The organism is Citricoccus sp., from assembly GCF_032154715.1.
GTDB lineage: Bacteria > Actinomycetota > Actinomycetes > Actinomycetales > Micrococcaceae > Citricoccus.
In genome coordinates this window covers 1-15,625 of the sequence record NZ_JALDXU010000079.1, presented here as the reverse complement: position 1 = coordinate 15,625, position 15,625 = coordinate 1, and the positions used below count along the sequence as shown (strand labels likewise).

The 15,625-nt window shown below is 70.0% G+C and carries 12 protein-coding genes and 1 pseudogene; 4 read left to right on the top strand and 9 right to left on the bottom strand.

Annotated elements, in window-relative coordinates; all coding sequences use genetic code 11:
- A pseudogene (locus RUH65_RS12225) lies at positions 1 to 533 on the top strand (polyketide antibiotic transporter); the annotation flags it as partial.
- Positions 534 to 567: 34 nt separating this feature from the next.
- Here the strand turns inward: RUH65_RS12225 and RUH65_RS12220 are convergent.
- The 6 genes from RUH65_RS12220 to RUH65_RS12195 all read right to left on the bottom strand — a co-directional run bounded on the left by RUH65_RS12220 (position 568) and on the right by RUH65_RS12195 (position 9,136).
- Positions 568 to 2,979, bottom strand: coding sequence for an excinuclease ABC subunit UvrA (locus tag RUH65_RS12220; protein ID WP_313817742.1), 2,412 nt, complete (start codon positions 2,977 to 2,979; stop codon positions 568 to 570).
- Between the two features lie 88 nt (positions 2,980 to 3,067).
- Positions 3,068 to 3,478: a VOC family protein gene (locus tag RUH65_RS12215; RefSeq protein WP_313817740.1), complete on the bottom strand. Its 411-nt coding sequence runs from the start codon at positions 3,476 to 3,478 to the stop codon at positions 3,068 to 3,070.
- Positions 3,479 to 3,482: 4 nt separating this feature from the next.
- Positions 3,483 to 4,037 carry a helix-turn-helix transcriptional regulator gene (locus RUH65_RS12210; protein ID WP_396180180.1) on the bottom strand — a complete coding sequence of 185 codons (555 nt, stop codon included), beginning with the start codon at positions 4,035 to 4,037 and terminating at the stop codon, positions 3,483 to 3,485.
- An 87-nt stretch (positions 4,038 to 4,124) separates the two neighbouring features.
- Positions 4,125 to 4,715 (bottom strand): CG0192-related protein, encoded by a 591-nt coding sequence (locus RUH65_RS12205; RefSeq protein ID WP_313817738.1) that lies wholly within the window; start codon positions 4,713 to 4,715, stop codon positions 4,125 to 4,127.
- A gap of 41 nt (positions 4,716 to 4,756) precedes the next feature.
- Entirely contained in the window at positions 4,757 to 6,952 is a 2,196-nt protein-coding gene (locus RUH65_RS12200) for an FAD-dependent oxidoreductase (protein WP_313817736.1), read from the bottom strand.
- Positions 6,953 to 6,976: 24 nt separating this feature from the next.
- Positions 6,977 to 9,136 (bottom strand): S9 family peptidase, encoded by a 2,160-nt coding sequence (locus RUH65_RS12195; protein ID WP_313817734.1) that lies wholly within the window; start codon positions 9,134 to 9,136, stop codon positions 6,977 to 6,979.
- A gap of 73 nt (positions 9,137 to 9,209) precedes the next feature.
- On the opposite strand from RUH65_RS12195, the gene RUH65_RS12190 reads away from it, so the two are divergent.
- The 3 genes from RUH65_RS12190 (at position 9,210) to RUH65_RS12180 (ending at position 11,545) form a co-directional block, all read left to right on the top strand.
- Positions 9,210 to 9,704, top strand: coding sequence for an NfeD family protein (locus tag RUH65_RS12190; protein ID WP_313817732.1), 495 nt, complete (start codon positions 9,210 to 9,212; stop codon positions 9,702 to 9,704).
- An 83-nt stretch (positions 9,705 to 9,787) separates the two neighbouring features.
- A complete protein-coding gene (locus tag RUH65_RS12185) occupies positions 9,788 to 11,059 on the top strand; it encodes an SPFH domain-containing protein (protein WP_313817730.1) in 1,272 nt (423 codons plus the stop codon).
- A 141-nt stretch (positions 11,060 to 11,200) separates the two neighbouring features.
- Entirely contained in the window at positions 11,201 to 11,545 is a 345-nt protein-coding gene (locus RUH65_RS12180) for an RNA polymerase-binding protein RbpA (RefSeq protein WP_313817728.1), read from the top strand.
- A gap of 94 nt (positions 11,546 to 11,639) precedes the next feature.
- Here RUH65_RS12180 and RUH65_RS12175 read toward each other — a convergent pair whose 3' ends face one another.
- The 3 genes from RUH65_RS12175 to RUH65_RS12165 form a co-directional block, all read right to left on the bottom strand.
- Positions 11,640 to 12,371 (bottom strand): polyprenol monophosphomannose synthase, encoded by a 732-nt coding sequence (locus RUH65_RS12175; RefSeq protein ID WP_313817726.1) that lies wholly within the window; start codon positions 12,369 to 12,371, stop codon positions 11,640 to 11,642.
- Between the two features lie 84 nt (positions 12,372 to 12,455).
- Complete coding sequence (locus tag RUH65_RS12170; RefSeq protein WP_313817724.1) at positions 12,456 to 13,607, bottom strand: hypothetical protein; 1,152 nt, start codon at positions 13,605 to 13,607, stop codon at positions 12,456 to 12,458.
- A partial coding sequence (locus RUH65_RS12165) for a DEAD/DEAH box helicase (protein WP_396180175.1) occupies positions 13,604 to 15,625 on the bottom strand: 2,022 nt, incomplete at its 5' end. The genes RUH65_RS12165 and RUH65_RS12170, both read right to left, overlap by 4 nt.

The following is a 15,625-nucleotide window of genomic DNA, read 5'->3' as shown; positions in this document are numbered from 1 at the left end:
CGCTGATCCTGGGCGTCTCCGGCATCCTGGCGCTCCAGGGTGAGGAGTCCACCGGACGATCGGAACTGCTGCTCGTCTCCGGTCGCCCGCGGTCCGGTTACCTGGCGGGGTGGTCGGTCACGGTGGGTATGCAGATGGTCGCCCTCGCCCTCCTGGGAGGCCTCGGAGTCGGTGTGGGGGTCTGGGCGGGCACCGGTGAGCTGCACTGGGTGGGCGAGATGACGCTCGCCGCCGCGGCCTACCTGCCGGCCCTGCTGGTGGCGGCCACCCTGGCCCTGGCCCTCTTCGGATTCCTGCCGCGGTGGACCGTGCTCGCCTGGTTGTTCGTCGTGTGGATCGCCCTGGTCCTGTTCCTCGGCGACCTGCTCCAGCTGCCGGACTGGGCCCTGAACCTCTCCCCCTTCACCCACACGCCGGCCCTTCCCGCACAGGACGCCGAGGCGGCCCCGCTGCTGGCGACGACGGCCATCGCGGTGGCACTCACCGCCGTGGGATTCCTCGGCTACCGAAGGCGGGACCTCGCGTCCAGCTGAACAACACTGTGCCTGCTCCAGTTGGACAGGTCACCTAGGCGCCCACATATTCCGCCAGATGCCGTCCCGTCAGGGTCTCGTGCTTCGTTCCCGCCCCGGCCACCAGCTCGGCCGGCGTGCCCTCGAAGACGATCCGGCCGCCGTCGTGCCCGGCACCCGGACCCAGGTCGACGATCCAATCCGCATGGGCCATCACCGCCTGGTGGTGCTCGATGACGATCACGGTCTTTCCGGAGTCCACGAGGCGGTCCAGCAGACCCAGGAGATTCTCGACGTCGGCCAGGTGCAGGCCGGTGGTCGGCTCGTCGAGGATGTAGACCTCACCCTTCTCCCCCATCTCATTCGCCAGCTTGAGCCGCTGCCGCTCACCGCCCGAGAGCGTTGTGAGGGGCTGGCCCAACTTGACATATCCGAGCCCGACGTCGGCCAGGCGCACCAGGATCTTGTGGGCCGCGGGAAGGCGGGCCTCGCCTTCAGCGAAGAACTGCTCGGCCTGGGCCACGGACATGCCGAGGACCTCGGCGATGTTCTGGCCACCGTCAGGGCCGAAGCGGTACTCCAGGACCTCGGCCTGGTAGCGCTGGCCGTCGCAGTCCTGACAGGTGGAGGCCACCGTGGACATGAAGCCCAACTCGGTGTAGATCACGCCCGCACCCTTGCAGGTGGGGCAGGCACCCTCGGAGTTGGCGCTGAACAGGGCCGGCTTGACCCCGTTGGCCTTGGCGAAGGCCTTGCGGATCGGCTCCAGCAGGCCGGTGTAGGTGGCCGGATTGGATCGTCGGGAGCCCTTGATGGCCGACTGGTCCACCACCACCACGCCCTCACGGCCGGCCACCGAACCGTGGATCAGCGAACTCTTCCCGGAGCCGGCCACCCCGGTGACGGCCACCAGCAGACCCGTGGGCAGGTCGACGTCGACCTCCTGCAGGTTGTTGGCGTCCGCCCCGCGGACCTCGAGGTGACCGGTGGCGGTACGCACCGATTCCTTGAGGCGGGCACGGTCATCCAGGTGCCGTCCGGTCAGGGTGCCCGAGGTGCGCAACCCGTCCAGGGCGCCCTGGAAGGTGATCTCGCCGCCCTCGGTGCCGGCCCGCGGACCGAGGTCCACCACATGGTCGGCGATCCGGATGGTCTCCGGCTTGTGCTCGACCACCAGGACGGTGTTGCCCTTGTCCCGCAGCTCGAGCAGAAGCTGATTCATCTTCTCGATATCGTGCGGGTGCAGACCGATCGTGGGCTCGTCGAAGACGTAGGTGACATCGGTCAGCGAGGAACCCAGGTGGCGGATCATCTTGGTGCGCTGGGCCTCACCCCCGGACAGCGTGCCGGCGGGGCGGTCGAGGCTGAGGTAGCCCAGGCCGATGTCCACGAAGGAGTCCAGGGTGTCGGTGAGGTTCGCCAGCAACGGGGCGGCGGCGGGCAGGTCCAACCCCCGGAGCCACGCGGCGAGGTCGGAGATCTGCATCTGACACAGCTCGGCGATGTTCTGGCCGTTGATCCGCACCGAGCGGGCCTCCTCTGCCAGCCGGGTGCCCTCGCAGTCCGGGCAGGTGGTGAAGGTGACGGCCCGGTCCACGAAGCGGCGGATGTGCGGCTGCATGGCATCCCGGTCCTTGACCAGCATGGACTTCTGGATCTGCGGGACCAGGCCGAGATAGGTCAGGTTGATGCCCTCCACCTTGATCTTGGTGGCCTCGCGGTACAGCAGGTCGTGCAGTTGCTTCTTCGTGTACTTCTTGATCGGTTTGTCCATGTCGAAGTACCCGGACCCCTCGAAGATCCGGCCGTACCAGCCGTCCATGGAGTAGCCGGGAATGGTCAGGGCCCCCTCTCGGAGTGACTTCTCCTCGTCGAACAGGGCGGTGAGATCGAAGTCGGTGACCGAGCCCCGCCCCTCGCAGCGGGAGCACATGCCGCCAAGCCGGTTGAAGCTCGCCTTCTCCGCTATGGTCTTGCCCCCACGCTCCACCGTGATCGCCCCGGAAGCGGAGACCGAGGGCACGTTGAAGGAGAAGGCGTTGGGCGGGCCGATGTGGGGATCACCGACCCGGCTGAACAGGATCCGCAGCATGGCATTGACGTCCGTGGCCGTGCCCAGGGTGGAGCGCGGATTGGCGCCCATCCTCTCCTGGTCCACGATGATCGCGGTGGTTAGCCCTTCGAGGACATCCACCTCCGGTCGGTCCATGCTCGGCATAAAGCCTTGCACGAAGGACGAGTACGTCTCGTTGATGAGTCGCTGCGATTCGGCCGCGATGGTGCCGAAGACCAGGGAGCTCTTACCGGACCCGGACACTCCCGTGAAGACTGTCAGCCGCCGTTTCGGCAAGTCAACGCTGACGTCCTTCAGGTTGTTCTGCCGTGCACCGACCACGCGGATCGTGTCGTGTGAGTCGGCTTCGTGAACCGTTGCTGTTCCGGTCGACTGGTCAGTGGACGAGCTCATGTGGACTCCGATGCGGGACGTGAGTGCTGGACGGGGACATGCTGTGGGGATGAGGGGCCCGCCACGGTGGGATGCTGATGCGGTGGGATCAGCTGGACTGCTGGACGCGAACCATATTTCCGGATGGATCACGGAAGGCGCAATCTCGCAGGCCGTACGGCTGTTCGATGGGCTCCTGGACCACGTCCGCCCCGGCGGCCTGGATACGCTCGAAGAAGCCGTCCAGGTCGTCGGTGGCGAGGTTGATGCCGGCGTAGGTGCCTTTCGCCATCATCTCGATGATGGCCTGGCGCTCGGTCTCGCTGAGTCCTGGGTCCACCGTCGGCGGGGTCAGCACGATCGCCGTGTCCGGTTGGCCGGCCGGGCCGACGGTGATCCACCGCATGGTGCCCTCGCCCACGTCGAGGCGCACCTCGAATCCGAGCAGGTCACGGTAGAAGGCCAGGGAGGCCTCCGGGTCGGTGTGGGGCAGGAAGCTGGAGTGAATGGTGATGGTCATGGGTTCAGCGTAGGACGCGGCCGGATCCGGGGGCTTCTCGATTCCTGACCGGATTCCCCTGCCGGTCCCCCGTCGCCTTCTCGGCCGCATCACCCGGCGGCTTCCGCAGAGGCCGGGTGGCCTGGCGGACCACGCAGGTGGGCAACCCGTCCGGGTCGTGGTGCACCCGGTCGCGGTAGGCGCTCGGGGGCATGCCGACCAGCTCGGAGAAGCGGGTGCTGAAGGTGCCCAGGGAGGAGCTGCCCACCTCGAAGCAGACCTCCGTGACGCTCAGACCGACCTGGCGCAGCAGGGACATCGCCCGCTCGATCCGCCGGGTCATCAGATAGGAGTACGGAGATTCGCCGTAGGCGCGCTTGAATAGCCGGCTCAGATGGCCTGCGGACATGGCCTCGCCGCGAGCCAGTGCCTCCACATCGAGCGGCTCCCGGTACTCTCGGTCGATCCGGTCCCGGACATGGCGCAGGCGCACCAAGTCCTCCACCGGGATGCGGCGGCTGGCAGAACTCGAGGTGCGGGGTGCGGTGGTGGACCCGCGCAGCGGCCCGTCGCTCATCATGCGTCTATCCGGGTGTCGCCCGGCATATCCCCTTCGACACCCGGATGTTCGGATGACGAATTGGACAGCCCGGAACCCGGCATCGGCTCAGGCGGGTTCGTCCGTGTTGAGGCTGAAGATGATGCCGCCGCCACCGGGCCAGGTGGCCCACAGCCGGCGGGATTCGGCGAGGTGCTCGGACCCGGCCGTCTCCGGGTCAGAGACCACCCGGTGGACCTGGACCCGTCCCGGCTGTTCGGCCAGGGGGCCCAGCACGGTCACGCTCACCTCGTCGGCCTCGTGGCCGATGTACTGGCCGTCCTCCTCATAGAGATGCACCTCGGCCTGCTGCTGCAGTCCATCGAGAGCCCGCTGGAAGCAGGCGGTGGCCACCGGGTCCGCCATGGCGTCGTAGACCCAGCGCTGTCCGAGCACGGAATGGTCCACGGTGCCGATCAGATAGGGCTCCGCGCCCTCGAGCGGCGCGCCGCGGTAGGACATGGGCACGTGCAGGACCTGCTCGCTGCCCTCCCGGTGGACCAGATGTCCCTCGACTCCCACCTCGCCGTCCGGATCGTCATAGCGGTAGGCACCCACCCTGACCAGCTCGCCCTCACCGGACCACGGTTGCTGGGTCAGCCAGGACTCCAGGAGCTCCTGCTTCGAGGGCACCAGGGTTGCTTGGTAGACGGTAGCCATGCGCCCCAGTGTACGGGGAGGCAGGCGGGGGCCGCAGGCCGTCAGAGCGCCGCGGCCACCCGCGTCGCCTGCTCGATGGCGCGTTTGGCGTCCAGCTCCGCGGCCACATCGGCTCCGCCGAGGAGCACGACGTCGGCCCCGGCGGCTCCCAGCGCGCCGTACAACTCGCGCTGGGAGACCTGTCCGGCGCACACCACCACATCGTCCACCTCAAGCACACGCCGGGTGCCGTCGACATCCAGGTGGAGACCGTCGTCGTCGATCCTGACGTAGCTCGCGCCGGTGATGAAGTCGACACCGCGGGCCTTCAGGGCCGCGCGGTGGACCCAGCCCGTGGTCTTGCCGAGGCCCGCCCCCATCTTGGTGTCCTTGCGCTGAATGAGGTGGACGGTCCGGGCCGGTGCCGCCGGCCGGGCCGGTGCCAGGCCGCCGCGGCCGGAGAACCCCGGATCCACACCCCATTGCCGCTGCCACTCCCCAAGGGATGGGGCACCGACCAGGGCGCCGGGTTCGCCCCGGTGCGGCTCGGTCAGCAGTTCGGACACGTCGAAACCGATGCCGCCGGCACCGATCACCGCCACGCGCGGACCACACCGCACCCGGCCGTCCACCACGTCCGGGTAGGCGTGCACGTTGGGCCGGTCCGACCCGGGGAGGTCCACGGTGCGGGGCACCACACCGGTGGCCAGCAGGATGCGGTCGTATCCGCCGTCGAGCAGTTCGGTGGCACTGGCCGGATGGGCCAGGCGCAGGTTCACCCCGGTCTCCATCAGCTGACGCTCGTAGTAGCGCAGGGTCTCGGCGAACTCCTCCTTGCCGGGAATCTGCCGGGCGAGTCGGAACTGTCCGCCGATGGTGTCCGAGGCCTCGAACAGGTCCACGTGATGATCTCGGGCGGCCGCCTGGGTGGCGGCCGCCAATCCGGCAGGGCCCGCGCCGACGACCGCCACGCGTAACGCCGTGACCGGGGCACTGGTGGCAGCAGCCGGCATCGAGTCAGCCTGCCGAGCGCCAGGGGCCGGAGGAACGGCGGACGAGGAACGGCCCGTGGCCACCGGGGTCAGTGGCAGGAGGGCCCGGTCCGGCAGCGGCGGGAACGCGGGATCGGTCTCCCGGCCGGCGCGCGGGTTGACCAGGCAGGAGGCGGGCTTGTTCTGGAACGTGTGGTCCAGGCAGGCCTGGTTGCAGCCGATGCAGGAGTTGATCCGGTCCGGCGTCCCGGCATCCGCCTTCCGCACCCAGTCCGGGTCGGCGAGGAACGGCCGGGCCATGGTGACGAGGTCGGCTTGCCCTGCGGCCAGGATCCGCTCCGCCGTGTGGGGCATGTTGATGCGGTTCGAGGCGGCCACGGGAACCGAGACCGCCTCCCGCACGCGGCCCGTGAACTCCGCGAACGCGGCGCGGGGAACCGAGGTGACGATGGTCGGCACCCGCGCCTCATGCCAGCCGATTCCGGTGTTCAGCAAGCTCACGCCGGCCCGCTCGAGCTCCCGCGCCAGGTCCAGGGTCTCCTCAAGGGTCTGGCCGTCCGGGACCAGGTCCACCATGGACATCCGGAACATGATGATGAAGTCCTCGCCGGCGGCGTCGCGGATGCGGCGGACGATCTCCATGGCGAAGCGGCGGCGCCGTGGCGCCGAGCCGCCCCACGCATCGGTGCGGGAGTTGGTCCGGGGTGAGAGGAACTGATTGATCAGGTACCCCTCGGAGCCCATGATCTCCACCCCGTCATACCCGGCCTGGCGGGCGTACCCGGCAGACCGGACAAAGGCCTCGACGGTACGCTCCACCGCCCGGCTCGAGAGGGCCCTCGGCGGGAACGGGGTGATCGGGGACGGAGAGGTCCCGGGGGCGGCCGAGAAGGGGTGGTAGGCATACCGGCCGGCGTGCAGGATCTGCAGGGCGATCCGCCCGCCCTCGGCATGCACCGCGTCGGTGATGACCCGGTGGGCAGCGGCATCCCGTCCCGAACGCATGGTCCCGGCGAAGGGGGTGAGGCGGCCGGTGAGGTTGGGCGCGTAGCCGCCGGTGACGATCAGTCCCACTCCCCCGCGGGCCCGCTCCGCGTAGAACGCCGCCAGCTTGACCGCGTCGGCGCGACGGTCCTCCAGGCCCAGGTGCATGGAGCCCATGATGATCCGGTTCGGCAGGGTTCCCCCGAGGACCTCGAGGGAGCGGAACAGGTGTGGGTACGGCGAGGACGGACTGGCCGGGGAGGTCTCGGCGGAGAGGGTCATGCGTTAATACTACTCATCAGTAACTTATAGGGCGAGGTGCCGGTCCCACCACCGGAGGAGATGTTCGAAGCGCACCCGCCGGTGCCAGGGGGTTCCGGACCGGGACAGCTCGTGGTCCTCCCCCGGGAAGATCAGCAATTCCGCCTCCACTCCCTGGGCCCAGAGGGCCTGGTAATAGCGCTGCGCGTGCTCGATCGGGCAGCGCAGGTCATCCTCCGAGTGGATCACCAGGGTGGGGGTGCGGACCCGGTCCACGTGATGCAGCGGACTCTGCTGCCGCAGGTGTTCGCGATCCGTGCCCATGTACTGCTCGCTGAAGAACCAGCCGATGTCGCTGGAGCCCAGCGCCGAAACGGGGTCCAGGTATCCGCGTTCCACGACGGCAGCGGTGAACCGGTGGTCGTGGGCGGTGATCCACGCGGTCATGTAGCCGCCATAGGATCCGCCCTGGACGCCGATCCGCGTGGCGTCCAGCTGGCCACTGCCCGCGGGGCCGAACTCCTCGAGGGTGCCGTCCAGGAAGGCGGTGATGTCCTGGTGGTCGACCGTCCCCAGGCGCCCCTGGATGGAGGCCCCGTGGGCGGAGCCGTAACCGTCGGATCCGCGGGGATTGCACATCACCACGGCGTAACCGGCGGCCACGAGCACCTGGGTCTCGTCGAACCAGGACCAGGTGTACTGCGCGTACGGCCCGCCGTGGATGGTGAGGATGACCGGGTGGGGCCCCGGCCCCTCCGGCAGGAACACCCAGCCGTGGACGGCGGGCTGGTCCGGACGGTGACCACGGGGATCACCCGGGCCGCCGTACTCGCGCTCCAGCCCGGCGGCCGGTGGGAGGTCTGCGCGCCAGGCGGCGTTCGGGTCGAAGAGTTCCCGCAGGCCGCCGCCCCGGCGCTGGACGCCCACCGCGCCCGGAGAGGCCGCGCTCGTGGAGGACACGGCGAGCGTGCCGCCTGCCTCGCAAGCCCCTGTCACCTCACCCTGCTGGTCCACCAGCACCTCGGGGTGGGCATCGTGGGACACCTGCACCAGCACCGTCCGGCCGCGGCTCGCACCCAGGGCCAGCGCCTGGTCCTGGCCGGAAGGCCGGACGGGGCCGGTGAAGCCCAGGGCCGCTGGATCCGTCAACAACCGCGGTTCCAGGCCGGCCGCGGGACGGTCCCATCCGGTGGTGGCCTCTCGCAGGGCGTTGGCCGCCGGGAGGGCATACACGGCACCGTTGGACGCCACGAACTCCAGGCCGGACTCCCCCAGGTCCTGGCCCAGCAGATAGAGCCACTCCCCATTCCGGGACACGCACGGGGACCCGAAGCCGACGCGCACCTCGGTCCCGCCGGCCACGAGGCGCACGGGGCCGGCGTCGGGCTCGGTCGAAGGACCGGGGACCGCCGGTCGCGATACTTCGGCAGCATGGTGGCGCGCCTCCACCACGGCGACGGCGGTGCGCAGGCTCCGGCCGAATCCCGCCTCCGGGGTGGTGGCGAAGAAGACATGGCGGCTGTCCGCGGCATAGACGGGGTCGGAGGCCTCCCGCTCTCCCCCGGTCAGCGGCCGGGCCGCGGGCGAGGACGGCGGACCCGCCTGAGCGTCCTGCGGATCGGCCATCCGGCCCCGGGCCGCGAAGACCGGTTCCTCCTGCGGATCGGGCACCTCGATCTCGAAGAGACGGGGACGCTGGTCCGCCGTGTACCCCTCCCCGTTCAGCCGGTGGTCCGGGCCCGTCACCAACCGTGGGTCCTCCTGCCCTGGCCCGACGCCGGCCACGGTCCCATAGCGGCCCGGTTCCGGTTCGGGAGAGGAGAACGTGATCCAGCGGGAGTCCGGAGACCAGGCGAATCCCGTGACGCCCAGCCGACGATCGGTGACGATCCGGCCCTCACCGCCGTCCACCGGGATCAGGGTCAATTGTGGAGCGGACGGTGCTCCGGGGTCGGAACCGGGCGCCGGAGACCGCAGGAAGGCCACGGTGGTGCCGTCCGGGGACAGCTGCGCCGCGGCGTCCCGGTAGCCCTGGGTGAGCCGCCGCGGCGGGGCGGATCCGTCCGTGGGCATCACCCACAACTGGCCGGTGTATCCGTCCGTCCTGAAGTCCGGGTGGGACGTGCCGACCACGAGCCGTCCGCCGTCCGGCGTCAGCGTCGGGGCATCCACGGTGGTGAGAAGATCCAGTTGATCAGGTCGCATGTCCATAACCTACGTTGTCCCCGGCCCGTTGAGCAGGCAGGATGGGGGGAGAAGGCTAATCGAGGAGGCCGCAGTGATCGAATGGGTGGGTGACAACCTGTGGGTGCTGTGGCTGAGCCTGGCCGTGGTGTTCGCCGTGGTCGAGACCATGGTGCTGGACCTGGTCTTCCTGATGCTGGCCGCGGGTTCCGCCGCCGCGCTGGCCACCGCCCTGGTGGGCGGCGAGGCCTGGTTGCAGATCGTGATGTTCGCCGGGGTCTCCCTGCTGATGCTCGCGGCGGTCCGGCCCACGGCGCTGAGGCAATTGAGGAAGGGCTCAGCGGACCAACTGACCAACGCGGACTCGATGCCCGGCCGCACCGTGGTGGTCCTGGAGGACACCGGATCCACCGCGGGCCTGGCGAAGATCGACGGGGAGACCTGGACGGCACGCTCGGCCACCGGCGTGACCATCCCCGCCGGCAACGAAGCGGAGATCGACGAGGTGGACGGCGCCACGCTGATCATCCACCCGAAGGCCGCCATTGACTGGGACTCCGGCACCGCCGGACTCCCTGAAGGAACCTGACGCCGCGACCGCCGCGGCACAACGTCTGCACCACCAGCAGACTCACAACGTGGCCCCACGGGGCCGCAGGAGGGAGCATCGGCGTGGAAGTCCTCATCGTGCTCATAGTCGTCGCGGTCCTCGTGGCCATCATCCTGATCCGAGCGGTGCGCATCGTGCCCCAGGCGCGGACCGGCATCGTGGAACGCCTGGGCAAGTACCAGGCCACCAAGGGCGCCGGTCTGACCCTGATGATTCCCTTCATCGACCGCATGCGTCCGCTCATCGACATGCGCGAACAGGTGGTCTCCTTCCCGCCGCAACCGGTGATCACGGAGGACAACCTCGTGGTGTCCATCGACACCGTGGTGTATTTCCAGGTCAACGACGCCAAGGCCGCGACGTACGAGATCAACAACTACATCCATGCCGTGGAGCAGCTGACCACCACCCCGTTGCGCAACGTGGTGGGCGGCATGAATCTGGAACAGGCCCTCACCAGCCGTGACTCGATCAACAACCAGCTGCGCGGGGTGCTGGACGAGGCCACCGGCAAGTGGGGCCTGCGCGTCTCCCGCGTGGAGCTCAAGGCGATCGATCCGCCCCTGTCCATCCAGGACTCCATGGAGAAGCAGATGCGTGCCGAGCGTGATCGCCGCGCCGCCATCCTGACCGCGGAGGGCACCAAGCAGGCCGAGATCCTCACCGCCGAGGGTCAGCGCCAGTCCGCCATCCTCGAGGCAGAGGGCGACGCGCAGTCCCGCATCCTGCGGGCCAACGCGGAGGCCGAGGCGATCCACGTGGTCTTCGAGGCCATCCATGAGGGCCGTCCGGACCCGGACCTGCTGGCTTACAAGTACCTGGAGACCCTGCCGAAGATCGCCGAGGGCGATGCCAACACGATGTGGGTGATCCCGGCTGAACTCACCGATGCCATCGGTCGCCTGGGCGACGCCTTCGGCGGGTCCGGCGCCGCCGGCGGCGCGGGGGCATCCGATCAGTGGTCCCGGTCGTCCGGATCCGGCGCCGTCGACGGTTCGGATGAGGCGGACGAGGCGGACGAGGCGGACCGCCCGGGCGAGGTGACCGCCGGCGCCCGGCGCCGTCGTCGGGAACCCCTGCCGACCACGGCCGCGGAGCTGAACGAGTCGAGCCAGAGCGTGGCCAAGATCGTCGACACGCCGCTGGAGGAGGCGCTGGCACCGCCCGCCATCCTCGAGGACGAGCACTCGGAGACGGCGGAACGTGCGCTCCGGGCGACGTCCGACCCCGCCGGCCTTCCCTCCCGGCCGGCACGGACCTCCGCTCAAGACACCGGACAGGATCCGGAGCACCCACCGGAGCCGGAACCGGGCCGGGGCGGCACCCCGGCCTGACCTTGTGACCACGGTGGTTGGCGCCCCCGCGGCGGGAACAAAACCCGCCGCCGGGGCGTTGGCCCGGAGAGCACACCCACACCCACTAGACTGGGTGGTCGACGTTGTACCGCCCCGCCGACGGGGCCGGAAGGAGATCGAATGAGCGACCGTAGCCTGCGCGGCATGCGCCTTGGTGCCCAGTCCATGGAGTCCGAGGCCGGAGTCGAGCCCGCACCCCGTCAGCGGGTCGAGTACCGCTGTGAGGACGGGGAGAAGGTGCTCGTGACCTTCGCCACGGACGCCGAGATTCCCCCGACCTGGACCTCCAAGACCGGCAAGGTGGCCTTCCTCGTAAACGGCGACAAGCCGGACGAGTCCGATGCCAAGCCCGTGCGCACCCATTGGGACATGCTGCTCGAGCGCCGCAGCATCGAGGAGCTGGAGGACACCCTCAAGGGGCAGCTGGACAAGTTGCGTGAACGCCGCGGCGAGAAGGTTTCCTGACCCTCCCGCCACCCCGCGTGAACGCCAGAGCCCCCGACCGAATGGTCGGGGGCTCTGGCGTTGGTGGTGGTCATCGGCCGCTCGTGCCGGCCGGTCAGAGGCCGAGCTTGCCCTTCAGGACGTTCCAGCGGGCCGCCAGTCCCCACTGGGTGACGGAGGTGACGGCCTCGGTGATGATGTTGCCGCTCATCTTGGACTCGCCGTACTCGCGCTCCACGAAGGTGATCGGCACCTCGACGATCTTCTTGCCGAGCAGGGCCGTCCGGAAGGTCATGTCCACCTGGAAGCCGTAGCCCTTGGACTGCACGTCGTCCAGGTCGATGGCCCGCAGGGTGTCCGCACGGTAGGCCCGGTACCCGGCGGTGACGTCGGTCAGGTTCAGGCCCAGCATGATCCGCGGATACAGGGACCCGCAGATCGAGATCAGCTTGCGGTGGGCGGGCCAGTTGACCATCTTGCCCCCCGGCACACGGCGTGAGCCGATGACCAGGTCGGCACGGTCGATGGCCTCGATCAGGCGGGGCAGCTGTTCTGGCTGATGCGAGCCGTCCGCGTCCATCTCCACCAGGACGTCGTAGCCCTGCTCGAGGCCCCAGTGGAAACCGGCGATGTAGGCTCCGCCGAGACCGTTCTTCTGGGTGCGGTGCAGCACATGGATCTGCGGATCAGCCACGGCGGCGCGGTCGGCCCAGTCACCGGTCCCGTCCGGTGAGGCGTCGTCCACCACGAGGACGTCTGATTCCGGCACGGCGACGCGCAGTCGGTCAAGCGTGCGGGGCAGCGATTCGATCTCGTTGTAGGTGGGAATGATCGTCAGCAGGCGCATAGGCGAAGAAATCCTTTGGGTGTCCGAGGGCATCGGGGGTCAAGTATAGGCCGGTCGGCGGCAGGCAGGTCTGCGCGGCGCCGTTCAGGCCCACGCCGGGGAGCGGTAGACCTCGGTGCCGTCCACCAGGGTGGCCAGGCATTCCGGTGCGGCGGTTCCTGCCTCCAGAACGGGCAGCAGGGGTGTGCCCGCCCGGGTGTCGGTGCTCCACGCGGCCACCCGTCCGTCCGGTGCCTGGACACTGAGGGCCTCGGCCGTCCAGACGCCGAACGTGGCCGGGGAGGAGGGGGCGATCCGCCCCGCCATCGAGAAGCCCGCGCCGATCGACATCGGGAGGGCACGGAGTCCGGCCTTGGTGGCGGCCGTGAACCCGGAGCGGGCGGAGATCCGCTGGTCCGGATCTGCATGTTCGAGGCTCGCTCGGATGGCGGACCACAGATCCGGGATGTGGGAGCCGCTGCCGAAGGACACGGGGACGGCGTTGGACAGGAGGGAGGCGATCGGGGCGGTGAGCGCGCCGTCGGCGTCCGGGACAGCCGTGAAGGACACGCTGTTCGCCGCCAGGGTCTGGATGGCGTCGTGCTCCACCGGGCCGTTCCAGGACAGGCGGTGGCGGACCATGCCGAGGGCGGCGGTGCCCTGGGCCTCGGCCGTGGACCGGAGGGCGGAGATGACCGCGGCCAGGGCATCCGGGTCCTCGGGCAGCAGGTACACCTGGATGCCGGCGGCGGTCGCCGTGGAGGCCAGCCGGGCCACGGCCGCGGCGTCCAGTCCCCCGGGCCCGACGACGGCCGACAGCCCGGCGACCGCGTCGGCGGACACCAGTGCCGCGAGGTCCTGGGCCGTGCCGGCCGCCTCATGCGCGCCAACGGCGCGATAGTGGATGACCTGGGTCCCGCGTGCATCGGCTGTCGCATCGGCATCGGCCGCCGTCCCGCCGGTGACGGACAGGAAGACGCCGGCAGAGCCGGCGTTCTCAACGTGCGTGAGCGGGCCGGCGTCAGTCGCTGGAGGGCGGGCGGGACTCGAAGGCAGGACGAGGGAGTCCACGAAGGCGGGCACCACGAGGGCGCCGTCCAGATCCACGACCTGCCAGTCGGCTCCGGAGCGGGCGCGCATCGAGGCCGCCGTGTCCTCGGCGCCCACCCAGGCCACGGACCCGGAGTCCACCAGCATGGCGGTGGCATACGGATCGGCGGTGGAGTGGAGGGTCCCGTTGACGAAGAGGGTGCTCATCCCTCCAGACTATCCACACCCGAGTAGGCCACGACGCCGCGACGGACGAGATCCGTAGCACGTCGGCACTGGCCGGAGAGACCGGGGCGGCCGGGCACCTTGGCCAGCTGGTCCAGTAGGTCGATCACCTGGCGGGCCCACCGGACGAAGTCTCCCGCCGCGAGGTCGGTGCCCTTGAGAGTGTCCCGCAGGTTCCGGCCGCGGGCCCAGCGGTGGATGGGCCACACCAGTCCGGGATCCGGCTCCGCAGTCGGTTCCAGTTGGGCTCCCCGCTCGGCCAGCTGCAGCTCGTACCAGTGCTCGGCGGTGCCCTCCAGCACGTGCTGCAGTGCGAGGGTGGGCATCTGCGGGATTCCGACGTTCTCGGACCCCTTGGACTGGAAGACCAGCAGGGCGGCGAGGCCGGCCATTTCCTCCGGGTCCAGCCCGTCCGCCAGCCCGTCCTCCAGCACCAGGGAGGTCAGCAGGTCCCGTTCACCGTAGATGCGCCGCAGGGTCTGCCCGGCCGCGGTGACGCCGGGCGAGTCCTCGGTGCCGGCCACGGCGCCGGGCACGGTCCGGGTGCCGTCCCCGACGGCCACGTAGCCGTAGGAGGTCAGCAGGCCCACGAGCCGGTCGAAGGCCTTGGCGATGGTGTTGGTGCGGCCCTGGATCCGGGAGGTCAGCTGGTCGATCTCGCGACGCAGCTTCCACCAGCGTTCGGCCCAGCGGGCGTGGTCCTCGCGGTCCTTGCAGCCGTGGCAGGGATGGCGCTCGAGCTGGCGCCGCAGGTCTTCGGCGCGTCCGGTGCTGCCATCGTCCTGGAACCTGAACCCGGCCCCGGGACGTTGTCCCGGTGCCGGCCGGTGCTCGCGCAGGGCCGTGCGCATGGCGGCGGCGATGTCCTTGCGCTGTGTGGGGGTCTTGACCTGGATGGTCTGCGGCAACCGGGCCCCGCCGACCGGGTCCACGGGATCCGTCACGTCATCCGTGCCGATCCGGCGCAGTTGCGCCTCCTGGGTGATGATGCCCACCCGGGGGTTGGCAGGGTTCCCGGCGGGGAACACGACGACGGCGGTGCCCAGCCGGCGCGGGCCCGGCACCTCGATGATGTCCCCGGGCAGCAGGTTGGCGAGGGAGTCCTTGACGGCCCGCTGGCGGGCGCGGTTGCGGCCCTTCGACGAGTCCTTCTCCGCCTCCGAGAGCTCCTTGCGCAACCGGGCGTACTCCGTGAAGTCTCCGAGGTGGCAGCTCATGGACTGTTCGTAGCCGGACAGGGACTGTTCACGGGTCCGGACTTCCCGAGCCAGTCCGACCACCGAACGGTCCGCCTGGAACTGGGCGAAGGAGGACTCCAGGATCGCCCGGGAGCGCTCGAGGCCGAACTGGGCGATGAGGTTGACGGACATGTTGTACGTGGGGCGGAAGGACGAGTTCAGCGGATAGGTTCGGCGGGAGGCCAGGCCGGCCACGGCCGCCGGGTCCAGCCCCGGACGCCAGAGGACCACCCCGTGGCCCTCCACGTCGATGCCACGCCGCCCGGCACGCCCCGTCAGCTGGGTGTACTCCCCCGCGGTGATGTTCACGTGAGCCTCGCCGTTGTACTTCTCGAGCTTCTCCAGCACCACGGTCCGGGCGGGCATGTTGACCCCCAGCGCGAGGGTCTCCGTGGCGAAGACGACCTTGACGAGCCCCAGGCCGAAGAGCTTCTCCACCACCTCCTTGAAGGGCGGGAGCATCCCGGCGTGGTGAGCGGCGAACCCCCGGGACAACCCGTCACGCCAGCCCCAGAAGCCCAGGACATCCAGATCCTCTGCCGGCAGGGACTGACCGGCCTCATCCACCATCGCCTGGATCTGCTGCTTCTCCCCCGGCGTGGTCAGGTCCAGGCCCACGGCCAGGCACTGCTCCACCGCGCCGTCACACCCCGCGCGGGAGAAGATGAAGGTGATGCAGGGCAGCAGACCCTCCCGCTCGAGCACGCGGACCATGCCCGGGCGGGAGATGCGCAGCTGTCCGGGGTGGCGCTGGGGTTCCCC